The organism is Pseudoalteromonas sp. Angola-4, from assembly GCF_028599265.1.
Lineage (GTDB): Bacteria > Pseudomonadota > Gammaproteobacteria > Enterobacterales > Alteromonadaceae > Pseudoalteromonas > Pseudoalteromonas atlantica.
In genome coordinates, this window is record NZ_JAQREK010000003.1 from 1 (window position 1) to 23,458 (window position 23,458).

The 23,458-nt window shown below is 40.7% G+C and carries 23 protein-coding genes; 5 read left to right on the forward strand and 18 right to left on the reverse strand.

What is annotated here, in order from left to right:
* The first annotated feature begins 657 nt into the window (after nt 1–657).
* The gene (locus PSH48_RS04720; RefSeq protein WP_095206753.1) at nt 658–1,113 is read left to right on the forward strand and encodes an REP-associated tyrosine transposase; all 456 of its coding nucleotides are present in this window, start codon (nt 658–660) and stop codon (nt 1,111–1,113) included.
* Nucleotides 1,114–1,535: 422 nt separating this feature from the next.
* Here PSH48_RS04720 and katG read toward each other — a convergent pair whose 3' ends face one another.
* Nucleotides 1,536–3,716 (reverse strand): catalase/peroxidase HPI, encoded by a 2,181-nt coding sequence (gene katG / locus PSH48_RS04725; RefSeq protein WP_273610993.1) that lies wholly within the window; start codon nt 3,714–3,716, stop codon nt 1,536–1,538.
* 659 nt (nt 3,717–4,375) lie between these two features.
* Between katG and PSH48_RS04730 the strand changes: the two genes are divergently transcribed.
* Nucleotides 4,376–5,254: a tetratricopeptide repeat protein gene (locus PSH48_RS04730; protein ID WP_024032988.1), complete on the forward strand. Its 879-nt coding sequence runs from the start codon at nt 4,376–4,378 to the stop codon at nt 5,252–5,254.
* 736 nt (nt 5,255–5,990) lie between these two features.
* Here PSH48_RS04730 and PSH48_RS04735 read toward each other — a convergent pair.
* The 5 genes from PSH48_RS04735 to PSH48_RS04755 all read right to left on the reverse strand — a co-directional run bounded on the left by PSH48_RS04735 (nt 5,991) and on the right by PSH48_RS04755 (nt 10,798).
* Nucleotides 5,991–6,311 (reverse strand): hypothetical protein, encoded by a 321-nt coding sequence (locus tag PSH48_RS04735; protein WP_004589283.1) that lies wholly within the window; start codon nt 6,309–6,311, stop codon nt 5,991–5,993.
* Nucleotides 6,312–6,327: 16 nt separating this feature from the next.
* A complete protein-coding gene (locus tag PSH48_RS04740) occupies nt 6,328–7,059 on the reverse strand; it encodes a nuclear transport factor 2 family protein (protein ID WP_029773547.1) in 732 nt (243 codons plus the stop codon).
* A gap of 92 nt (nt 7,060–7,151) precedes the next feature.
* Nucleotides 7,152–7,895, reverse strand: coding sequence for a ferredoxin--NADP reductase (locus tag PSH48_RS04745; RefSeq protein ID WP_273610994.1), 744 nt, complete (start codon nt 7,893–7,895; stop codon nt 7,152–7,154).
* Between the two features lie 968 nt (nt 7,896–8,863).
* On the reverse strand, nt 8,864–9,565 hold the full coding sequence (gene deoD, locus PSH48_RS04750) for a purine-nucleoside phosphorylase (protein WP_004587192.1): 702 nt from the start codon (nt 9,563–9,565) through the stop codon (nt 8,864–8,866).
* A 15-nt stretch (nt 9,566–9,580) separates the two neighbouring features.
* Nucleotides 9,581–10,798 carry a phosphopentomutase gene (locus tag PSH48_RS04755; RefSeq protein WP_096042662.1) on the reverse strand — a complete coding sequence of 406 codons (1,218 nt, stop codon included), beginning with the start codon at nt 10,796–10,798 and terminating at the stop codon, nt 9,581–9,583.
* A 194-nt stretch (nt 10,799–10,992) separates the two neighbouring features.
* Here PSH48_RS04755 and udk point away from each other — a divergent pair, with 194 nt between their 5' ends.
* From udk to PSH48_RS04770, 3 genes are all read left to right on the forward strand, one after another.
* Nucleotides 10,993–11,622 (forward strand): uridine kinase, encoded by a 630-nt coding sequence (gene udk / locus PSH48_RS04760; RefSeq protein WP_004587190.1) that lies wholly within the window; start codon nt 10,993–10,995, stop codon nt 11,620–11,622.
* Nucleotides 11,623–11,639: 17 nt separating this feature from the next.
* Nucleotides 11,640–12,863 carry a NupC/NupG family nucleoside CNT transporter gene (locus PSH48_RS04765; protein ID WP_055013477.1) on the forward strand — a complete coding sequence of 408 codons (1,224 nt, stop codon included), beginning with the start codon at nt 11,640–11,642 and terminating at the stop codon, nt 12,861–12,863.
* 442 nt (nt 12,864–13,305) lie between these two features.
* On the forward strand, nt 13,306–14,019 hold the full coding sequence (locus PSH48_RS04770; protein ID WP_273610995.1) for a substrate-binding periplasmic protein: 714 nt from the start codon (nt 13,306–13,308) through the stop codon (nt 14,017–14,019).
* Between the two features lie 15 nt (nt 14,020–14,034).
* On the opposite strand, the gene PSH48_RS04775 is transcribed toward PSH48_RS04770, so the two are convergent.
* The 12 genes from PSH48_RS04775 to PSH48_RS04830 all read right to left on the reverse strand — a co-directional run bounded on the left by PSH48_RS04775 (nt 14,035) and on the right by PSH48_RS04830 (nt 23,417).
* Nucleotides 14,035–14,736, reverse strand: a complete 702-nt coding sequence (locus tag PSH48_RS04775) for a substrate-binding periplasmic protein (protein WP_273610996.1) — start codon at nt 14,734–14,736, stop codon at nt 14,035–14,037.
* 175 nt (nt 14,737–14,911) lie between these two features.
* The gene (locus tag PSH48_RS04780; RefSeq protein WP_004587186.1) at nt 14,912–15,121 is read right to left on the reverse strand and encodes a cold-shock protein; all 210 of its coding nucleotides are present in this window, start codon (nt 15,119–15,121) and stop codon (nt 14,912–14,914) included.
* 265 nt (nt 15,122–15,386) lie between these two features.
* Nucleotides 15,387–16,103 (reverse strand): hypothetical protein, encoded by a 717-nt coding sequence (locus PSH48_RS04785; protein WP_273610997.1) that lies wholly within the window; start codon nt 16,101–16,103, stop codon nt 15,387–15,389.
* A complete protein-coding gene (locus PSH48_RS04790; protein ID WP_273610998.1) occupies nt 16,100–16,840 on the reverse strand; it encodes an iron transporter in 741 nt (246 codons plus the stop codon). The genes PSH48_RS04785 and PSH48_RS04790 overlap by 4 nt, the downstream gene beginning before the upstream one ends.
* Nucleotides 16,827–17,180: a cupredoxin domain-containing protein gene (locus tag PSH48_RS04795; protein ID WP_273610999.1), complete on the reverse strand. Its 354-nt coding sequence runs from the start codon at nt 17,178–17,180 to the stop codon at nt 16,827–16,829. The genes PSH48_RS04790 and PSH48_RS04795 overlap by 14 nt, the downstream gene beginning before the upstream one ends.
* The gene (locus PSH48_RS04800) at nt 17,173–18,486 is read right to left on the reverse strand and encodes an ATP-binding protein (RefSeq protein ID WP_273611000.1); all 1,314 of its coding nucleotides are present in this window, start codon (nt 18,484–18,486) and stop codon (nt 17,173–17,175) included. Before PSH48_RS04800 ends, PSH48_RS04795 begins: the two co-directional genes overlap by 8 nt.
* Nucleotides 18,487–18,512: 26 nt before the next feature.
* Complete coding sequence (locus PSH48_RS04805; RefSeq protein WP_273611001.1) at nt 18,513–19,172, reverse strand: response regulator; 660 nt, start codon at nt 19,170–19,172, stop codon at nt 18,513–18,515.
* A 7-nt stretch (nt 19,173–19,179) separates the two neighbouring features.
* On the reverse strand, nt 19,180–19,827 hold the full coding sequence (locus tag PSH48_RS04810) for a hypothetical protein (protein WP_273611002.1): 648 nt from the start codon (nt 19,825–19,827) through the stop codon (nt 19,180–19,182).
* A gap of 21 nt (nt 19,828–19,848) precedes the next feature.
* Nucleotides 19,849–20,619, reverse strand: a complete 771-nt coding sequence (locus tag PSH48_RS04815) for an SDR family oxidoreductase (protein ID WP_273611003.1) — start codon at nt 20,617–20,619, stop codon at nt 19,849–19,851.
* Nucleotides 20,616–21,305, reverse strand: a complete 690-nt coding sequence (locus tag PSH48_RS04820) for a TenA family transcriptional regulator (RefSeq protein ID WP_273611004.1) — start codon at nt 21,303–21,305, stop codon at nt 20,616–20,618. Before PSH48_RS04820 ends, PSH48_RS04815 begins: the two co-directional genes overlap by 4 nt.
* Nucleotides 21,298–22,767: an AMP-binding protein gene (locus tag PSH48_RS04825; protein ID WP_273611005.1), complete on the reverse strand. Its 1,470-nt coding sequence runs from the start codon at nt 22,765–22,767 to the stop codon at nt 21,298–21,300. The genes PSH48_RS04820 and PSH48_RS04825 overlap by 8 nt, the downstream gene beginning before the upstream one ends.
* Complete coding sequence (locus tag PSH48_RS04830) at nt 22,764–23,417, reverse strand: thermostable hemolysin (protein WP_273611191.1); 654 nt, start codon at nt 23,415–23,417, stop codon at nt 22,764–22,766. Before PSH48_RS04830 ends, PSH48_RS04825 begins: the two co-directional genes overlap by 4 nt.
* Between the last annotated feature and the right edge of the window lie 41 nt (nt 23,418–23,458).

Consider the following 23,458-nt stretch of genomic DNA (forward strand, 5'->3'; position numbering starts at 1 on the left):
GCCGGAGCTAACCTCTACCTTGTAGACGCACAGCTTGCTGGCGTTTAAAAGCAACGCTTTTACCTAAGTGTTACCACCTTTGCTAAGGCCATGAGAAGCTGCGCTTCTAACGTGAGCAAGCTCAACGACTACAAGTCAAACTAACGCCGGAGCTAAGCCCAATCCTGTAGACGCACAGCTTGCTGGCGTCTTAAAAGCAACGCTTTTACCTAAGTGTAACAACCTTTGCTAAAGCCATGAGAAGCTGCGCTTCTAACGTGAGCAAGCTCAACGTCTACAAGTCAAATTAACGCCAGAGCTAAGCCCAATCCTGTAGACGCGCAGCTTGTTGGCGTTTAAAAGCAGCGCTTTTACATAAGTGTAACCACCTTTGCTAAGGCCATGAGAAGCTACGTTTCTAACGTGAGCAAGCTCAACGTCTACAAGTCAAACTAACGCCGGAGCTAACCTCTACCTTGTAGACGCACAGCTTGCTGGCGTTTAAAAGCAACGCTTTACCCTGATGTTAAACCCCTTCGCTAAAGCCATGAGAAGCTACGCTTCTAACGTGAGCAAGCTCAACGTCTACAAGTCAGATTAACTACTGTTTTAAAAACTTGCCTTGTGTAATAAACAGGTTTTCCTATATTTATTAAAATATATTAAGAAATGGCTCTCATGGTTTCTTCAACAAAACTATTAAAAGGTCGCTGCTCGTCTGCAAATAAATATTATTCAGTCACCATATGCTGCGTGCAAAGAGCCGATTTATTTGAAAACTTTGAGAATGCCTGTATAGCCGCTCGCGCGATCTTTTATATGCAAAAAAATGTTAATACTATTTGCTATACCGTAATGCCAGATCACCTTCATTGGCTTTTTCAGGTTAAGGCGCTCTCACTATCTGAGGTAGTTAGGCAGTTTAAAAGCTTAACAACCGTGAAGATTAATGCGCTTAGTGGTGATAAAGGTCCAATTTGGCAACAAAATTATTTTGATCATCAAATCCGCAATGAAAGAGATTTAATAATTCAGGCTCGTTATATTGTTGCAAACCCATTAAGAGCTGGGATTGTGCAAAAGATTGAACAATACCCTTTTTGGGATTGTATATATTTGAACGGCGGCGGTTGAGGGTATTATTTTTCGTGAACAAGCAACGCATACCAACGCTGGAGCTTAGCCCTACTCTGTAAACGCGCAGCTTGCTGGCGTTTAAAAGCAAGGCATTTACCTAAGTGTAAACCCCTTTGCTAAAGCCATGAGAAGCTGCGCTTCTAACGTGAGCAAGCTCAACGTCTACAAGTCAAATTAACCCCGGAGCTAAGCCCTGTTCTGTAAACGCGCAGCTTGCTGGCGTTTAAAAGCAGCGCTTTTACCTAAGTGTAAGCCCCTTTGCTAAAACCATGAGAAGCTACGCTTCTAACGTGAGCAAGCTCTACGTCTACAAGACAAACTAACGCCGAAGCTAAGCTCTGTGCCTACAGGCCACGAACTAAAATTTAGACAACAAAAAAGGGAGCTATGTTGCTCCCCTTTGTGCCTATAATTTTGATTTATTTAAGGTCAAATCTGTCGGCGTTCATTACTTTTACCCATGCATTTACGAAATCATTTACAAAACGTTCGTTGTTGTCGTCTTGTGCGTAAAATTCGCTTAGTGCACGTAATATAGAGTTTGAACCAAACACTAAATCTATACGTGTTGCGGTCCATTTTATGGTGCCTGTTTTACGTTCAACAATGTTGTAAACACCTGGCTCAGACGGTTTCCAGTTATTGGCCATGTCGGTTAAGTTTACAAAAAAGTCGGTAGAAAGCGCACCTACGTTGTCGGTAAATACGCCGTGTTTGCTGCCTGCGTAGTTTGTGCCTAAAACACGCATTCCGCCAAACAGTACGGTCATTTCTGGTGCTGTTAGGCCCATTAACTGGCTACGCTCTAAAAGTAGCTCTTCTGGCGATACGCTAAAATCGCCTTTAAGGTAGTTTCTAAAGCCGTCGTGTACTGGCTCTAACGGTTCGAACGACTCGGCATCGGTCATTTCGTCGGTTGCATCGCCGCGCCCTGGCGCAAACGGTACTGTTACATCAACACCAGCTTGTTTTGCAGCTTGCTCTACAGCTGCTGTGCCACCTAATACGATTAAATCTGCAATACTGATAGGCTTAGCTAAACCTGCTTTAAATTTTTCAAGGGCGCTAAGTACGCTTGCTAAGCGCTCTGGCTCATTGCCTTGCCAATCTTTTTGCGGAGCTAAGCGAATACGCGCGCCATTTGCACCACCACGGCGGTCTGAGCCACGGTACGTACGTGCGCTATCCCACGCTGTAGTAATTAAATCAGTTGCGCTTACGCCACAATCAAGAATTTGTGCTTTTAGCTCGCTAATTTCATCATCAGATAGGGTGTAGTCAACCGCTGGAATTGGGTCTTGCCAAATTAGGTCTTCGCTTGGTACATCTTTACCTAAGTAACACGCTTTAGGGCCTAAGTCGCGGTGCGTAAGTTTAAACCACGCGCGGGCAAACACATCAGAAAAATACTCAAAGTCGTTGTTAAAACGTTCAATAATTTTACGGTAGATTGGGTCTACCTTCATGGCCATATCGGCGTCGGTCATCATTGGGTTTAAACGAATTGATGGGTCTTCTACATCTACCGGCTTATCTTCTTCTTTAATGTTTACAGGCTCCCATTGGTGCGCGCCTGCTGGGCTTTTAGTTAGCTCCCACTCGTAATTTAATAGTAAGTGGCAGTAGCCGTTATCCCATTTTGTTGGGTGGGTAGTCCACGCGCCTTCTAGGCCCGACGTTACGGTATTGCGACCAAAGCCGCCTTCTTTAGTGCTGTTCCAGCCTAGGCCTTGCTCGTGTACATCGGCCGCTTCTGGCTCTGGGCCTAAGTGCTCAGCTTTACCGTTACCGTGGGTTTTACCTACCGTGTGACCGCCTACAGTAAGCGCTGCGGTTTCTTCGTCGTTCATTGCCATGCGAGCAAATGTTTCACGTACGTGCTGCGCGGTTTTTTGCGGATCGGGTATCCCATTAACGCCTTCTGGGTTTACGTAAATTAAGCCCATTTGTACCGCAGCCAATGGGTTTTCCATGGTGTCGGGTTTTTCTACGTTGTCGTAACGCTCATCACTCGGTGCTAGCCATTCTTTTTCTGCGCCCCAGTAAATGTCTTTTTCTGGATGCCAAATGTCTTCACGACCACCTGCAAAGCCATAAATTTTTAAGCCCATTGATTCGTATGCCATGTTACCGGCTAAAATAAATAGGTCGGCCCACGATAATTTGTTACCGTATTTTTTCTTGATTGGCCATAATAGACGGCGCGCTTTATCTAAGCTTGCGTTGTCTGGCCATGAATTTAGCGGCGAAAAACGCTGGTTGCCGGTGCTTGCGCCACCACGGCCGTCTGATAATCGGTACGTACCCGCAGAGTGCCATGCCATGCGGATCATTAAGCCGCCGTAATGGCCCCAATCGGCAGGCCACCAATCTTGGCTATCGGTCATAAAGGATTTTAGGTCTGCTTTTACAGCGTCTAAATCGAGAGATTTGAATGCTTCGGCGTAGTCAAAGTCTGTGCCGTAGGGGTTTGATTTTGTGTCGTGCTGATGAAGAATGTCTAAATTTAGAGTATTTGGCCACCAATCTGTGTTTACTTTAGAAATAACTGAGTTACTACCGTGCATTACGGGACATTGACCCGCTTTAGTGCTGCTCATTTTCAGCTCCTTACTTTAAATGAAGAGTTTAACTATTTTACTCAAGCCCCAGCGCTTACATTTAAAGTAGCACGCTAAGGTTTATTAATTTTGCGCATAATTTTTATTTACTGCTCAAACAATATAGACTCCTAATATTACATTCGCCAGCGTATTAACTTGAATTAAATCGATTGAAACCATTGGTTTAATGAATACAGTTTAAACACCACAATTAGTGTGATCGGATTAAATAGATAACGCGTAATGGTATGTGAAGGGTTTGAAAGTGGCTTTTAATTAAGCGCACATTGGAATACCCCCCTTCACCATGAAATTAAAGTTGTTTATAAAGGTGCATTACTAAGCCCAATGCACCTTTACTTTATAACTTATTGAAATCTATTTTGAATAATTAAGTAAATGTTCAGATTAACTTGATTATTATGACCACTCACTCCTGTTATTTCCCTGCGACAATTTATTGTTGTTTTAAGCAGTTTTGCCAGCCCACATTGGGCTGGCTTTTTTTTTGCCTAAAATTTAGAATCCTTTAAGGCTGTGTGAACAGTTTTATGATTTTGTTAAGTTGTTTAATGTTCAAAGCCAACACGCCCTAGTGCCAATAAGCCTTGCATGTTAAAGTGCGATTAGTCACTAATAATTAACTAGGCGTACCCATGCGTTTTTATATAACTATTCTATTTGTTTGTTTTGTTTCGCTTTTAAATACTGTTAATGCCCAAGAATCTGCTGCACCAACAGAAGAGCAACAGCAACAAGCGTTAGCGCAATTAAATGAGCCCATGTATAAACCGCTTTTAGAACGCTATATTCTTGATGAGTTAAAAGCCGTTCGCCAAGACCAACAACAATTACGCGAAGATGTGACAAAACAAGTTACACACGCCCAGTTAGATACCGCCGACAGAGCGCTTATTTACACCACCGACACTATTAATAACGTGTTTTTTATTATTACTGCTACGGCCTCTATTTTGGTTTTAGTAGGCTGGAACTCGCTGCGCGATGTTAAAAATAAAGTAGAAGACATAGTAAATACGCGTGTCAGTGTGATCACTGACGAGTACGAAGATCGCTTAAAAATTCTTGAAGAAAAACTGCGTGTACGCTCAGAAGAAATACTCAGTAACCAAGAGCGTATATCGGTCACTAACGAGGTACACTCGTTATGGATGCGCGCAAACCTAGAAAGCGACTTTGCAAACAAAATAGAAATATTTGACGAAATTTTAAAGCGTAAGCCAGAGGATGTAGAAGCCATTGCCTATAAAGCCGATGCATTATTAGAGCTAAACGAAACCGCCAAAGCCATTGAGTTATGTAACCAAGCTATTGATATAGATAGCGACTACGGCTATGCATACTGGCAGCGTGCGTGTGCGTATGCACTTACACACAAACATGCCGATGCATTAGCCGATATAAAAATGGCCCTTGAATACTCGCCAAACTTACGTAATGAGCTACTACACGAAAGTGCATTTGCCAGCCTACACGACAACGACAGCTTTAATACCATAGTAGCGGGTAGCTAGAGTTTTGTAGGCGCGTTATTGGCGTAAAGTGCGAAGCCCACAAAAGCAGTAGCAGCGGCTTTATGCCGCGAAAAAATTCAATATAAAACGCGAGGTAAACTCGCTGCTACGTGGTTAGCTCATGCTTTCGTTTAAAAGTGATTATGTCACCACCGAGAAGTGAAGCAGGAGAACAGGAGAAATTACTCACCAACCCCCATTGTTTCCTCTGTGTCCTCTGTGTCTCTGTGTCTCTGTGTCCTCTGTGGTGAAATTAATGAGTAGCAGCGGCTTTATGCCGCGAAAAAGTTTAATATAAAACGCGAGGTAAACTCGCTGCTACGTGGTTAGTGACCACCGAGAAGTAAAGGAGGAGAGCAGGAGAAATTACTCACCAACCCCAATTGTTTCCTCTGTGTCTCTGTGCCCTCTGTGGTGAAATTAATGAGTAGCAGCGGCTTTATGCCGCGAAAAAATTCAATATAAAACGCGAGGTAAACTCGCTGCTACTTAGTTAGCTCATGCTTTCGTTTAAAAGTGATTATGTCACCACCGAGAAGTGAAGGAGGAGAGCAGGAGAAAAACTGAAGAAATAAATCACCAATACCTGTGTTTTCTTTGTGTAGCGCGAAGCGCCTCTGTGCCCTCTGTGGTGAAATTAATGAGTAGCAGCGGCTTTATGCCGCGAAAAAATTCAATATAAAACGCAAGGTAAACTCTCTGCTACGTGGTAAAACTTGTATTCAGGCGTTTATAATTATCGTTTAAAGTATAAATCGATGGCTTTGGTGAGGAGTTCGTCGAGTTGCTCTTCGAAGGTATCTATATCAATTTCAAAATGGTTTAAATAGGCCTTGGCTTGCACTCGCGATAGGTTGCGGTTTTTTACGCTGTATTGACGCTCATCTTTTTGTTTGTCAAAACGTGGTAAAAACAAAAATTGCCCGTAATAAGGTGATTTAATATGCTTGTTAGCATAACGACAAAAGTCTTCTATGTGATCTGCGCCCTGCGGCCCTAAACACCCTGGCTCAACGCGGTACATTAAGCGAATTTTTTTGTCGTCTGCTAACTGCATAGTATGCCTTTTATAATTATCTAAAAAATAATACGCGGATTATTTTTCCGTCTTTTATTTGGTAGCTCGATACTAACTCAGAGCGTTTATCTACCACGTTTTCGTCTGTTGAACAGGTTTCTGATAGCTCGTGGTCTATTACTATGTCGCCGTGCACAATACGCTTTATTGGCGAGCTATTAATACACTTTAATTTTTTAAACATTAAGCCATAACGGGCTATTAGTTTTTCTTTTCCTTTAAATAATAGCTCATTAGGAAAAATATAAAACTCTACATCTTCATCGTACATACGAATAAATTGTTCAATATTACGTGCGTTATAGGCTTCTACTAGTTGCTCTACAACAGCAAGCGACTCGCGAGATTGCTTAGCTTTAGCTTGCTGCTTAGCGGTTAATGCCTCTTTGGCTTGCGTTACCGCTTTTTCTGCCTCGGCCACAGCTGCTGCTTTTTCTACTTTGTTTTTTGGTTTTTCTACCGGTTTTGGGGTTTCGCTACCCAGTACTTTTGAGTCGTCAGGTTTAGTAGTATCTACTGTTGGCGTTTTAAGCTCTGGGGCTTGGTACTCAAGCGTGTTTAACTTTTCATCTTTTGCTTTTGTTGGTGAATTGCTGGCTTGAGTAGAGCTTGACGCTTGCTCGGTACTTTTTTGCTCTTCTTGAGTCTCTTCGGTTTGCTCTGCTGCATAACTGATCAGGGCAACAGTGGCAATAAGCGAGGCAAAAATAATAGATAACGATTTCATAACTTTCCTAATATGAACATATAACGCTGTTAATGCTGCAACATAACAAATTTGAGCGTTTTCGGGTAGCAATTAAATGATTGTTATACACTTTACCAATACTGCTCAACCGTTATGTGCCCTGGGTCTCTGCGACGGTTTCGTTTAAAGTTTTTGTCTAAAAGTAACTGTGTGGTGTCTTTTACCATTTGTGGGTTACCGCAAATCATAAATTGCGAATTACTCGGGCTTGGGGTTTTAGAAGCTTTACTAAATAGCTCGCCGTTTTGAATTGCTGTAGTTATACGCCCTTTTAGGCCTTGTTGTGGCTCCTCACGGCTTACAACCGGAATGTAGTTAAGTTGTGTAGGGTGTGCGTTTATTAGGGTGTGTATTAGATTTTGATAGCTTAAATCGGCATTAAAACGTACGCCGTGTACTAAATTAATCTGTGTGTATTTTTGCCATACCTCTTGTTGCTGCAAAATAGATAAAAACGGCCCTATTGCAGTGCCTGTACTTAGCATCCATAACTGCTCGCTTGGCGGTATTTCGTCTAAGGTAAAAAAGCCCGTGGCACGTTGCTCTATTAATACAGTGTCGCGTGGTTTTAATTGCGCCAACCTAGGCGATAATAAGCCGCCCTCTACATTGATAAGGTAAAATTCTAAATCGGGGTTATTAGGCGCGTTTACATAAGAGTATGCCCGAGCAATTCGTTTATCGCCCTCCATAATCGAGAGCTTAGTAAACTGCCCTGCTTTAAATGGCTCTACGCTTGCGTTTACTACCAGGCTGAAAAGTGTATCGCTCCACCATGTTACTTTTTTTACGGTTGCATCTACCCAGTTAGACATAGTCAACTCCATAGCTTAACGGTTAAACAACAAAAACAATAAATGGTTGTAATTTATACACTAGCATTAACTTAGTAAGAGTGACACTGGGTGTAGTGACTTTTTAAACGTAGTGCTTTTACTTTGGGTAACATTGGTTTGATTAAAAAGATGAGTAGCAGCGGCTTTATGCCGCGAAAAAATTAATACCAAACGCGAGGTGAACTCCAGCTAAGCGGTTAGCTCGTGCTGTACAGACGCGCGTTGTTTTCGTTCATAAGTGATTTTTTTCACCACAGAGAAGTGAAGGAGAAGAGCAGGAGAAATGACTTACCAACCCCCATTGTTTCCTTTGTGTCTCTGTGCCCTCTGCGGTGCAATTAATGAGTAGCAGCGGCTTTATGCCGCGAAAAAATTAATACCAAACGCGAGGTGAACTCCAGCTACGCGGTTAGCTCGTGCTTTGTAGACGCGCGTTGTTTTCGTTCATGAGTGATTTTGTTACCACAGAGAAGTGAAGGAGAAGAGCAGGAGAAATGTTACCACCCCCCATTGTTTCTTCTGTGTAGCGCTAAGCGCCTCTGTGTCCTTTATGGTAGAAACAAGTTAAGCCAATTATTCACAAAGAGGTTAAGACACGCTGCGCTTTTAGAGGTAGAGAATAAGTGATTTAAAAAGTGATGAGCCAATCCCCGTGCTCTCTGTGTAACGCTAAGCGCCTCTGTGTACTTTGTAGTGGAATTCATGAGTAGCAGCGGCTTTATGCCGCGAAAAAAATTAATACCAAACGCGAGGAGAACTCCAGCTACGCGGTTAGCTCGTGCTGTGCAGCTTGCTGGCGCTTTAAAAGCAGCGCTTTTATAGGTATAAAAAAAGCCGCATAAAATGCGGCTTTGGGGGTTTAGTCTCACTTCACTTTGGGCGTGTCTCCAAAACTTAGTGAATACGTTACCAAGGAACTGTTTGCTAATTTAATAAAATTGCGTTTATTAAATAGACTCTAAAGCAATTTTAACCATTTCGTTAAATGTGCTTTGGCGCTCATCTGCAGGTGTTGCTTCACCAGTGATCACGTGGTCACTTACGGTAAATAATGCCATTGCGTTAGCACCATACTCTGCAGCTACACCATATAAACCTGCTGTTTCCATATCTACAGCTAGTACACCTAGTTTATCTAGGTCTTTGTAGAATGTGTCGTCAGCTTGGTAGAAGGTATCGGTAGTAAATACGTTACCTACTTTTGCTTTAATGCCTAGGTCTTTAGCGGCGTTAACACCGTTTAAAAGTAGGTCAAAGTTAGCAATTGCTGAAAAATCATAACCACGAACGCGTGCACGGTTTACGTTTGAGTCGGTGCTTGCGCCTTGTGCAAAAATTACGTCGCGAATTTTAATATCTGTACCAATACCACCACAGGTACCAATACGAATAATATTTTTAACGCCAAAGCTTACAATTAACTCACGCGCATAAATAGACATAGATGGTATGCCCATGCCCGAACCCATAATACTTACAGGTTTACCTTTATATGTGCCTGTAAAGCCGTACATGTTACGTACGCCTGTTACTTGTACTGCATCATCTAAAAAGTTTTCAGCAATGTATTGTGCACGAAGCGGATCGCCCGGCATTAATACTGTTTCAGCGAAGTCACCAACGTTTGCACTAATATGCGGAGTACTCATTAATTGTTTTCCTTTTTATTTAGGCGCGTTTAGCTTATTTAAAAAGCCGTCACCGTATTCAAGTGCAGGTAAGTTAAACCACTGTGCAAGGGTTTGGCCTATATCTGCAAAGCTATTGCGCTCGCCAAGCGGGGTATTTTGCATGCCCGGTTGATAAGCTATAACTGGTACATATTCGCGGGTGTGCTCTGAACCTGGAAAGGTTGGGTCACAGCCGTGATCTGCAGTGATCATTAACACGTCATCTGCATTTAATTGGTTTAGTATAGTTGGTAAGTAATCGTCAAATTCTTTTAACGCTTTTGCATAACCAACTGGGTTGCGACGGTGGCCAAACTTTTCGTCAAAATCAACTAAATTGGTAAAAATTAAGCTGTTATCTGGCGCACTTGCTAATACTTCGCTGCTTTTTTCAAGCAAATTCATCAGCCCTGGGGCTTTGTGTTTTTGGGTAATGCCTTGGTGTGCATATATATCTGCAATTTTACCAATGCTTATTACTTCACCGCCGTGTTTAGATAGAACATCTAATAGGGTCGGTGCTGGCGGCAATACTGAATAATCGCGACGATTACCAGTACGGGCAAAATCTGCGTTGCTTGTGCCTAAAAATGGCCTAGCAATAACACGGCCTATATTTAGTTTATCAAGTAATTCGCGGGCAATTTCACACACTTCGTAAAGGCGCTCAAGGCCAAAAGACTCTTCGTGTGCGGCAATTTGAAACACACTATCTGCAGAGGTGTAACAAATTGGTTTGCCTGATTTTACGTGCTCTTCGCCTAGCTGCTCTAATATGGTAGTGCCTGATGCATGGCAGTTGCCTAAAATGCCAGGTATACCGGTAGCGGCTATAAATTCGTCTACAAATTCTTGTGGAAAACTCGGCTGTGTTTTAGGGAAGTAGCCCCAATCAAATAACACAGGTACGCCGGCCATTTCCCAGTGCCCTGATGGCGTATCTTTACCGCTTGAAAGCTCTTTTGCATAACCCCATGCACCTTGCGATGCTTGACGCTCAGAAACTAAACACGTTTCACCGCCCGCTGCCTCACAGGCATCGATTAAACCTAATTTAGATAAATTAGGTAACGATAACGCTTTACCCGTTTCGTCGTGGTATGCTTTTAATAAGTGGGCGAGTGTATTTGCTCCAACATCACCAAATTTGTCTGCATCGGGTGCTGCGCCTATACCTAGGCTGTCTGCCATTAAGATGATTGCTCTTGCCATGTTGACCTCACTTTGCTTCTAGGTGGTTACTTTATCCGCTGATCGAATTTTCCGTACAGGACATAAGTCCTGTTTCATAAAAGCTAAACATTATAAATTTGCGTTCTTAAGCAAAGCAAAAGAGATTATTCGTGTCTTTTTTGCTATTGTGATCAACCAAACAACTTTTCCTTTCTGTGTGGGTGAGAACTTTAGTGACACGAACTATTATAGCTATTGCTGGCGCATCAGCGTCGGGCAAATCTCTTTTTAGCCAAACTATTTACAATGAGTTGGTTAATGAGCTTGAACCAGGCGCTATCGCCATTATTGAAGAAGATGCTTATTACAAGGATCAGTCGCATTTGCCTATGGAACACCGTACGCAAACTAACTACGACCATCCTGATGCATTTGAACATGAGTTAATGCTTGAACATTTAACTCAACTTCGTAGTGGTAACTCTGTCGAAGTACCTACTTATGATTATGCACAACACACACGAAGCGATGAAACTCGTCGCGTTGCTGCAGCTAAAATTTTAATAGTAGAAGGTATTTTATTATTAAGTGATAAAGCACTTAATAAAGAATTTGATATTAAGGTATTTATAGATACACCCCTTGATATTTGCTTAATGCGTCGTATGCAACGAGACATGGAAAAAAGAGGCAGAACATTACAATCTGTTGTTGAGCAATATCAAGCAACTGTTAGACCGATGTTTTATCAATTTATTGAGCCTTCAAAGCATAACGCTGATTTGGTTGTGACTCGAGGCGGAATGAACCGCGTTGCGATTGATATTATTAAAAGTAAAATTAAGTATTTACTACAAGAATAATAACGGGAAACATCTGTATGACAACATTTATGAGCTTAGTAGGCATGTTTGTACTACTAAGTATTGCTTTTGCGGCTTCGACTAATCGTAAAGCAATAAACTTACGCACCGTAGCGATAGCCTTTGCTATGCAAGTAGTTATTGGTGGGTTTGTACTGTTTTTTGAAGCAGGTAAAAATGTGTTAGCAAGTATGTCTAGTGCCGTCTCTTCGGTAATTAGCTTTGCAAACGACGGGATTGGGTTTTTATTTGGCCCACTTGCTTCGCAAGATACACTCGGTTTTATTTTTGCTATTCAAGTTTTACCGGTCATTGTGTTTTTCTCAGCACTTGTTGCTGTGCTTTACCACATTGGCATTATGGATTGGATAATTAAAATTCTGGGCGGCGGTTTACAAAAACTATTGAAAACCTCTCGCACAGAGTCGCTCTCAGCAACGGCTAATATATTTGTAGGCCAAACTGAAGCACCCTTAATTGTTAAGCCGTTTATAGCAACCATGACTAAGTCTGAGTTGTTTGCAGTAATGGTAGGTGGCTTAGCCACGGTAGCAGGCTCTGTAATGGCAGGTTACGTAATTATTGGTGTAGAGCTTAAGTATTTAATTGCCGCTAGCTTTATGGCTGCACCTGGTGGGTTTTTAATGGCTAAAATGATTGTGCCAGAGACCGAAACACCTAAAGATACGCTTGCAGAGTTAGATAGCGATGAAGACAAGCCAGTTAATGTTATTGATGCAGCAGCATCAGGCGCAGCTAACGGCATGCATTTAGCGCTTAATGTGGGCGCAATGCTATTAGCTTTCGTAGCATTAATAGCGTTATTAAACGGCTTATTAGGCGGAATTGGAGGGTGGTTTGACTATCCTACTTTAACGCTACAAGAAATTTTAGGTTATGTATTTGCCCCTGTTGCATGGTTACTTGGCGTACCATGGGATGAGGCAATCATAGCAGGTAGTTTTATTGGTCAAAAGTTAGTAGTAAATGAGTTTGTTGCTTACTTAGACTTTATAAATTATCGCGATACGTTAAGTGCGCACACTCAAGCGATTGTAACATTTGCCTTGTGTGGGTTTGCTAATCTATCGTCGATAGCTATTTTACTAGGTGGATTAGGCGGTATGGCGCCTAGTCGGCGAAAGGATATCGCGCGCTTAGGGCTCAGAGCAGTGTTAGCAGGATCTATGGCTAACCTTATGAGCGCAGCAATTGCTGGGTTTTTCCTCTCGCTAGCTTAGAAACTTAATGAGATGAACACCGGTGTTGCAAAACAAGAAGATAGTACTTTAAGGGGTTAAAGCACTATTTGACTTGAACGATACTTCACCAAGGGCCGCAAGGCCCTTTTATCGTTTTAGGGCTATTAAAAACTTACACCTTTGTTAAATAAGCACTAGCCTTTGTCCCTCCCTCAACGAGCTGTTTACTCAAACACCCGTAATAAATAAACTTTTTCTCATAAATCCTTTTAATTATTGGTAAATTTGCAATCTTAGACCACACTTAGTAGTAATTTTTGCTATAACGTTGCCGCATATTTTGCACATAAGTGGCGTGTGTTTTTGCTTATGAGCTATTAGCTACAAAACTATCAAAAAATAAAACCTATTTACTTTTTGCTATGTGATGGCCAGCTAAGCGTTGTATTCGTTATTGAACACTATGAGATGAACTTAATTAATGCGTGTAATTGTATCTTTATTGCTGTTTTTTTCTTTTTTTAGCTTTGCTTCATCTAAGCAAATTTTAGTCGTTACGGAGCTTTCACCACCGCATCAAACCCTCGTTAATGGAGAGGTATCAGGCTCTGGCACTGCGTTCATACGCGACATTTTTAAAGCTGCCGGCTTATCTCCCGACATTCATATGTACCCTTGGGCGCGTGCTTATAAATTAGCAACAACAGTCAATAATACATTTATATATAGCCTCGCCAGAACCCCAGAACGAGAGGCTAAGTTTCACTGGATAGGCGGCCCAGTAGGTCATTTTGAACTAGGATTTATTAGCTTAAGTAGTCGCTCAGATATAAGTATTTCAACAACTGAGGATGCTAAAAAATATAAAATTGCGATGCAGCGCAACGATTTTGCAACAGATACGTTATCGAAAATAGGCTTTGAAGTGGTACTAACCTCTGACATAAAAAAATCATATGCGCTGTTGTTAGCAAACAAAGTCGACTTAATTGTAGATGATAAAAACTTTATGGTTAAAATGGTAGAGTACTTAGGCTATGAAAAAAACCATTTAAGCTTTCTTTATAAAGTGGATGAATTAACCATTAATGCATACTTAGCCGCCAACATAAATACTGATCTAAAATATATAAAGGCCCTTAATGAGGCCTATTTTGAGGTAGTAAAAACAACGCCCCTACCCTATGATATTTAGCCTTAACTAGCTTAATTATTTTTCATAGGGGGCCATAAAATATGCCAGCCCTCGCTGTTGCACAAGCTTGTTATACGCAATTTCAAAGCGCTTAGTAACCTCTAAAGGCACTTGTTTGTTAAACGCCAAATAGTTATCTTTTAGAGAAGGCGGAACAGGCAGCTCATACAGTTGTTCAACATTACTTAGCGATAAACCATATGCCTTAAGTTGGTTATTAACGACTTGCTCCGATCCTATAATTAAATCTAACCTCTTTTTTATAAATAGCTCAATGTACTCTTGCTCTTGTGCCACCACCAAGAGGTTTTTGCCGTGTTCAAAACCCGCCTTTTCGACTAGGGTGCCATATATATCTCCTCTAACAATACCTAAAGTATAACTTTTAAGCTCGCTCAAACTAGCGCTCTGTACTTGATTGTTACCAGCCAATTTATAAAAGTAGGTTTTACCTGAAACTAATGGCCCTAACCAATTGAATACACTTACCCGGTTTTCATGTTTAGCTACAGAAAATATTGCTGAGTGGGGGTCTAACGATACAGACTTCATAGCACGCGCAAAGGGCTGCACTCTAAATGTGCATTCTATGTTTGCGTCAATGCATAATGTATTTACGATATCAAAATTTACACCAGTCAAAACACCTTCATCGTTTAAAAAGTTATAGGGTGCAAAATGATCGGTATATATAGTTAGCTTAAAGCTATTTGCCAAAACAGGTTGTATGCAAAATATAAAAAGAAGTGAAAGTAAGGCTTTTAAAATAACAACACCACAATAAATATAATAAATTTTTATAAAAGAATAGGTGTTTAGGTAGGACAGTCAAATTTTAGGCACAAAAAAAGCGCCTTACGCGCTTTTTTTATTTTTACTTTAACAGTAAAAATTATAACGGAGTGATGTTATCCGCTTGAGGACCTTTTTGACCTTGTGAAAGAGTGAACTCTACACGTTGGCCTTCAGCTAAAGTTTTGAAACCTTCGCTTTTGATTGCTGAGAAGTGTGCAAAAACGTCTGGGCCGTTTTCTTGCTCGATGAAACCAAAACCTTTAGACTCGTTAAACCACTTAACTGTACCTGATACGATGTTAGACATTGTAATATCCTGATATAAAAATAAAAAATATGCTCGTAAGAGCGGGTGTAGCAAAAAATGAGATGGTACTTAAAAACTTCAGGACGGTACTACAAGTATTACTTATACAACAACGAAATAAAGATTTATAAACTATCATGCTTTCTTTCTAGCTGCGGCCCACTATATATTGTTTTAATATTATGTCAAGCCTTTATGCTTTTTAATAAAAAGCTCTCCTAGTCTGTATTTACCTTTTATAACTAGTGTTCATAAAAACGTGTAATTAAAATTCAAATTCTAATGCGAGCCTAAAGCTATGATTTTTTTCAGATTGGCTTATCTCAGTGATAAACCCGGCTTCCCATTTTAATTGCTTTTGGCCATCAAAACGCTGCAAACCGATAAACCCAGGGCCTATACCAACGAAGTCTTCTCCTACGTACACCTCAATAGATGGCTGAAAAGCAGAACGATAACGATAGCGGTATTGTGCTCTAAACTCACTTTCCCATTCATTTTGAATATCCTGCCCCCATTCATAAACCAAAAAAGCATTCATAGTTAAGCTTGTTTTACCAAATTCTTTTTCGATCACAAAACCCGACGTTGCTTCATACACATCTTCGTTATGCTTTTTCTCAAGCTCAAATAATGCGCCCCAATCAGACCATAACTTACCTTGTTCAATTAGTTGCCAACGTAGCTCAAGCTCGTACGCTTCTAAGCCAAAATCGCCGTTATCGTCTCGCTCACCAACTATGTAACCTTCTAGTGCCATTGTATCGTTAATAGCACCACCGCCACCCAAACGCTGTGCGAGTATGTTGCCACTATCTGTTTGGTGCGACACTAACCGCCATTCAAACTCACGTTCAAAAGGTAAAACATAAGGGTGATATACCTTATCAACAACAATACCATCGGCCTTTGCTTGGGTTGGGAGTAACAACACACAAACAGCGGTAAAACTAAGCGCTAAATATAGGTTGAGTGCTTTCATACACGTTCCTTAGATATTGAAGCCGTAATAACATAACAAAGTGATAAAAATATCACGCTACTTGTACTATATATAAGTACACTCATTAGATTAGGAGTGGCCTCATAACCAACAAGAGCACGCAATACGCGCCCAAGCTCAGAGTTTTCGCTTAATACATCGCGTAAATCCCACACGGTTGCGGTGTTGGTAATTAAATCTATTTGGCTTGCCAAATCCAGTGCAACTAATAACTTAGCCGCGCTGTTAAAAGCAAGCAAAGTAAAAAGCGGATACATACCAAAGCGGTGCTTAATTGCATTCATTAAAAAGTACAGCAATACGCTAAAACTTAAACAAATTCCAACACCTAATAAAGTGCCAATAAATAAGCTTTGCCCTGCATCATTATTTTGCCAAAAACTGGTGAGGTAAATAATATAGTGGCTTAAGTACAATGTTGTTGTGCTTATAACAGCAATATAGAAAGCCGCTGATTTTTGTTTTATTGCAAATACTAATACGGCAATAAATAGAGTAATACAGAGCCCTATTTGTGAGTACTCTAGCCCTTGGTGTTCAAACCACTGGCTCACCCATGATGCACTTTGCATGTACAAAAACGACATGAACGCGCCAATTAATAAAGCAGATCCTATTTTTAAAGAACTTTGTTTTTTAACTACTTGTAGTAGCACTAATAAAATAGCCACAGGTAGCAATTGATTAAGACTCATGACTAAACTAGTTATTAGCATGCTGCGCCCCTTCATCACCAACTATGACAACGCCCCTTGCTGTATTGGGCGAAAACTCACCAAAAAATTCGTAATGCCCTTTACTCAGCGGCCCTATATAAATAATGCTTTTACGGTTTGGGTAGAGTACTTTTTCTCTGTTTAGATCAAAGCTATCAAACTCTTCTGGTGTGCTATCTTGGTTTTCTATTAATAGTTTTACTTTTTTATTCGCGGGAATGGTAATTTGTGAGGGATAGAACAAGTGATCTTTTAAAATAATAAGGTACTCTTTACTCGCCACGTTAAACGACAAAAATAACAAACAACAAAGGCACTGATTAAATAAACGTTTAGTCACTTTTTACTCCTGTAAAAGTAACCTTAACGGTTAGTCCGCCTAAAGGGCTATTCGCTAAATGAATACTTGCGCCATAAATAGCAATTATGTGTTGAACAATCGCCATACCTAAACCGGCACCTTGCTCGCCTGATGGATGCTGATCACCTCCTACTCGATAAAAACGATTGAATATTCGCTCTTTTTGCTCTTCAGTCATACCCGCACCAGAATCATCAATTTGCCAACTATAGCCGTTATTACTTGATACTAATTTAATTATAATTTGACCCTTATCAGGTGTGTACTTTATGGCATTGCTAAGTAAATTAGTGATGAGTGTGGTTAATGTAAACTCATCACCATTAATAATAAAATCATCGCCTTCAAGACTAATGGTTTGGTTTTTTTCATCTATTTTGTTGTATTGCTCCGATACGACTTGCTGAGTAATCGTTAGCAATGATTGTTCGCTAAATTGCCTCTGCCATTGTTCAGGCTGAGTGCGCCCTAAAATTAGCATTTGCTCAACAATATTACTTAAGCGATTAATGCCTTGTGACATGGCTTGTAATTCTTGATGGTTTTGCGAGTTACTTTGTTTATTAGCCAAATTATGTACATTAATTTTTAAGCTACTGAGCGGGGTACGTAACTCATGAGCTGCATCTGAGGCAAAAAAGCGCTCTCGTAAGTAAGCAGTTTCTACGCGTTTAAATAAATCGTTTAAACGATTAATAACCGGTTTAATTTCTTCGTCGGTTACTTGCCAGTTAATTGGCGTAAAGTCGTTTGCTTGGCGAGACGCCAGCTGCTTAGATAATCGAGTAAGAGGGGCTAATGCGTATTTAACAAAAAAGCTAATAAAAATAGCAAGCAGAGGGACTGCCCATAGCATTGGTAACATTGCAGATAAAATAACGGCTTCAGCTAATTCAAACCGCTTTGCCATAGGTTCAGCAACAATGACTTTACGGGTGTTTTTACTCATCACAAATACCCGCATACGCTGCCCTGCTACATTGGCCGTTTGAAAGCCCTCGCTAAAACTAATTTGGTTATTCGTTAAACTCGATGAGCCACTAAGTAAACTATTATTTTGCCAAATTTGATACAACAACTGAGCACTATTATTGCTTACTTGTACTACATTTGTGCTTAGTGCTAATGGTTGCTCAATTAAAACGCCAGCCACTATTTTAAGCTCATCATCAAGCAAACTTTCACCGTGGTTCATACTTTTTTGATAGCCTTTTACTAATGCTAAAAAGCAAGTTAGCACCATCATTGAAAGTAAAATTAAGGTTAGACGTTTACGAATAGACATTTTCAACCTCGAAAAACAAACTCACTCTAACGCTTACCAACCACGTAGCCAATGCCACGTAAGGTTTTAATAAAATCGCTAGGGAATTTTTTACGAAGATGATGAATATGCACCTCTATGGCATTAGAGCCAACTTCTTCACCCCATTGGTAAAGTTTGTTTTCGAGTTGTAGTTTTGATTGCACCCTTCCCTGATTTTCCATCAGCGCTTTTAAAAGCATGTATTCTTTTCGAGGTAGTGTAAGTGTTTGATCACTTAGCTTAACTGTATGAGCAGAGGTATCCATTACTACATCACCACAGCGCAATAAGCTTGACTGAGTTTGGTTAATGCGCCGGCTTGCTACACGTAATCGAGCAAATAACTCAGCAGGGTCAAACGGCTTTGCAAGGTAATCATCTGCTCCCATATCGAGCCCTTGGACTTTGTCGTCAATACTGCCGCGAGCAGTTAAAATAACCACCGGAATAACTTTTTTTTGTACTTTAATATGCTTTAAAACTTGCGAGCCGTCGCCATCAGGTAATCCTAAATCGAGAATAACAAGCTCAATCTCACCACTAGAAAGGCACTCTAAGGCGTGTTTTACTGTGCCACTATGCTCTACGCTGTAGCCCTCTTGACGCAAAGAGCGAATAAGCCCTTGCGCCACTAAATGATCGTCCTCAACGAGTAATAAATGCATTATGTGTTTATCTTTTTAATTTTTTATCTACTTTAGCCAATAACTGACTTATTGCTTGTTGACGATATTTATCTGCTTTTGCACGAGTATCACGGATCCCAGCAGCTTGTGCTACAAGTAGTCGCGCTTTAGCTTGTTTATAATCGCCTTCGTCATACAAGTATTCACCGTATAAGTAATTAGTATCAATGCCTTCGAGATTAAAAGCGAGCGCTTGTTTAAATAATTTTTCAGCTTTGTCGTCATCACCAAAACCAATTGGCCAGCCAGGTACTTTACTGTAAAGCGTTGCAAGGCTTGCGTAAGCTGAGCCATTTAGTGCAGTGCCATCTATTGAAAGTGCATTTTCAAGTGATGCTTTTGCTTCTTTTGCTAAACCAAGTGCACCCAAGCCTCCTTTTGCGCCAGCAAAGCTGGCTAACACGATGCCATTCCAAATATGTGTTTGCGCCGAGCTCGGGTAGTTTTTAACAAATAACGCGCTTTGCTCACTTAGTTGTGTAAACGCGTCTATTTGCGCATCGTCTTTAAGTTCGTAATTAGCAATTGCCCACTTTTGTTGAATATCGCTTAAATCTTGCGCTTCATCTGCGTGCACTGCGGTTGCAAATACAGAGGTTAGTATTAAATAAAATGCGAGTGTAAATTTATACATAATTTTGCCTTTGTGTGTTTGTTAACTTAAAAAACGTTTAATTTTAGGAAGCTGCTTTGCAATAGCATTATCAACAACGCTTGGGAATACGCCATTTATGCGTGCAAATAATTTTTCAGGAAAACCAATAAAGCGCCTTGTTTGGTTTGAACTTATAAGTGTTAATAACTCTTGTGCAACTAATTCTGGCGAGTCCATTTTATTACCGAGCTCTTCATTCATTGCCCGCGCTTTACTGCTATTAATAGATGTATCTGTTGCTCTTGGTGCTAAATAGGCCACTTTAACGCCTGAACCATTTAACTCACGCGATAATGCTTCTGTAAAGCCACGTAAACCAAATTTACTGGCGCAATAAAGTGTTTGAAAAGGGTAGCCAATACTGCCAAACGATGATCCCACGTTAACAATGGTGCCTTTGGTATATGCTAACTGTCCTAAAAATAGCTGGCATAATTTAATAGGCACCGACAAATTAGTAATGAGCATATTATCTATTTGCTCATTACTTGTGTGCTCAAGGCTTTGCATTGTATTTATACCTGCATTATTAATAAGTAATTTAACGCCGCCGAGTTGCTTGGCTTTTATTGCTAGGTTAATACCTGCTGTATCGTCGGTTAAATCGCCCGTAAATATTTCACTGTCTGGGCATTCACGGCTCAGTTTTTCAAGGGCTTGGGTATTTCGCCCTACAAGCAGTAACTTCCACCCTTCTGCATATAGGGCTTTAGCAACCGCTTGCCCTATTCCGCCTGTTGCACCAGTGAGCACACATAAAGGGCTACTCATGACAATTTGCCGTGTGCACTTGCTTTAAAAAATGGCTCGTCATCGAGTCCACGAAATATATCGCCATATAAACGATAAAAGCGCTTTGCACTATGAAGTATGGCTTGCTGATCCGCCTCGTCTGTTATTTGGTTCATTAGGTTTTCAAAAAACTTTACATGCTCTATATCAAGTGCGCCGTGAGAGGTTAAATAACTAAATGCTTTTTTAGGTAAGCCCACGGCATTAGCAATATTTGAAGCCGCGCCATCAGCAAGCGCTATCGAAGTGCCCTCAAGCACATGCACCATGCCAAAAAAACTCAAGGGATTTTTACGTGCAATAGAGTCGTACGCATACGACACCATCATTTCAGTTGCAAATTGCGGCTGACTACACCGTACTGTTTCTTTGTCAAAACCACAGGCTGCAATATCATTAAGTACCCACTCTTGATGACCAATCTCTTCTTCAATGTATTCTGCGACGGCTTCGCGCAGCCATTCTTGATCGTCGGTTAATCGCGCACCAACCGACATCATTAATGGCACGGTGTGCTTAACATGGTGATACGCTTGCGCTAAAAACGAGGCGTATTCTTCAAGTGATGCTTCGCCTTTAAAAACACGCTGTATAATCGGCGCTGCAAGCAGATAGTTTTGCTCTTGTTTAGTTTGCTCTTTAAGGGTGTTAAAAAAATCACTCATTAATTACTTCTCCAAGTCGGTAAAATTGCTCAAACACAGCATGGTACTGCTTACTTATGGTATCTCGTTTTGGGCGATTATTTGTTGTTAATAATCCTTGTTGCACACTTAATGGAGCAGCTAAACGATGCCATTTTTGAATTCGAGCATAGTCGGGTAGTTGTTTATTAATTGCGTTAATGTATTGCGCTAACGCTGGGTTACTTAGCTTCGAATCGGCGTAAATAATGGCGGTTAAAAAAGGTCGACCTTCACCAAACACAACCGCCTGTAAAATACCGCTTTGGCTGAGTAATAGTGATTCAGGCCACTCGGCACTAATATTGCGCCCCATGCTAGTAATAATTAGATTTTTTAGGCGGCCTTTAATAAATAAGGTATTTTGATGCTGTTCGACCAGGTCGCCAGTTGCATACCACTGTTCTTTGTCGTGAGGTTGATGATTTAAGTAGCCTAAAAACAAATCGCCTTTTATAAAAAGCTGGCCATTTTCAATTTTGGTTTGAATATGAGGCAACACAGAGCCGGCACTTTGCAGGTTATCGTTTGTGGGTGTATTTAAACTAACGACAGATGCCGCCTCAGAAAGGCCATAACCTTGGTACACCGGTAAGTTTAAGCTACGCGCTTTTACTATTAGCATTTCGCTGACACGCGCACCACCTACTGCAATAAACTGTAACGAACTAGGCGGTTGCCACCCTTGCTCTGCAAAAGCGACTAAGCATGCTAATAGTTCAGGCACTAAAATAAGCGTATTTGGCTTAACTTTATCAATAGCAGCGATAAGCTGTGCGGGCTGTTTTAATGTAGTTCCAACAAAGCCTAATTCATTTAATGACATTAAGTGTACTGTACCGCTACTTTTTAAAGGGGCATACACCCCAGCTATATTTTCAAGCAATACAGCTAGCGGCAATAAACACAAATGAACAGGCTTTTTAATATTAATTTTATCGCACAGAGATTGAGCCACCTGCATTTGGCTATTTGCAGATAAACACACGCCCTTTGGTTGCCCAGTTGAGCCTGATGTAAACGTTACTTTTTGAGTTTCTGGAAAATAACTGACGGGTTTAGCTACAACGATTTCGTAAATATATAATGTGTAAAGCTCAAACACAGTAATAGAGGTAACAGGCTCCCCAAATAAAGAGGTTATCGTGTCGCTAATAAATAGATTAGCGCCGCATTGCGCTAGTACATATTGAGTTTGTTGCTCACTAAAAAAGTGAGCAATTGGCACAGCCACTTTGTTAGAAACTGCAGTAGCAGCATCAATAACAAGCCAAGCTGGTGTATTATCGAGCTTATAAGCGACACATTTGCGGCCAAAGCCTTGTAGTGTTTTTACTACTTTTTGTATTTGCTGGTTAAACTCATCGCTGTTAATTTCACGTGTTAGATCTTTATTATGGGCAATAATTAATGGCGATGCTGAATGCGTATTATTGTAATTCATACATTCACCAATGCGTTTACCAACGAATTGATATTTGAGTGGTTTTGCTGCATTAAACTATAAAGCATTGGGGTATTTAGTACTTGTTGATGAGCTTGCTCTAGGCTCACAATACATACTGTTGGTTGGTTAGCGTAATAGCTGCCCCACTTTAATGGGTTCTCAACTACAAAACTGCTAGCAAGTGCAATTTCAGTACACGTAACACCAAGTAAGCGCAATAAAGCACGCACTTTGTTGGTTGCACAAAACACTAAATGTTTTGCCCCTACACTTTGCAGAGCTTCGTTAACAATAATAAAATGCGCAAGTGTTGCCCTACGATTTGTAGAGCAGAGATTACCAAGTTCAAAAATTTTATTGCGAGAAATGCTCTCATCTAAAAAATCTTCAACGGGTGATGCTAAATACTGCTCTATAAATAATGGCGAAGTTGCTTGCCTCAGCCCCAGCGTGCACTTTCCTTGCTCGGTAACGTATTGGCAAAGTAGTGGCATAAAAGAAGTAAGCTCAGCGTTATACGCAACTAAAAAACCTTCTTTCACTGTATTTTCGAGATTTTTTCGATGAACATCATCAATACGAGCACTAATAAACTGACTGTTATTTTGTGTTAAACCTAATGATGTAGAAGTGTGGGCTAATTGCATAAGCTCGCTCATTTAAACCTGTTTATATTTCAGGGTTTAAA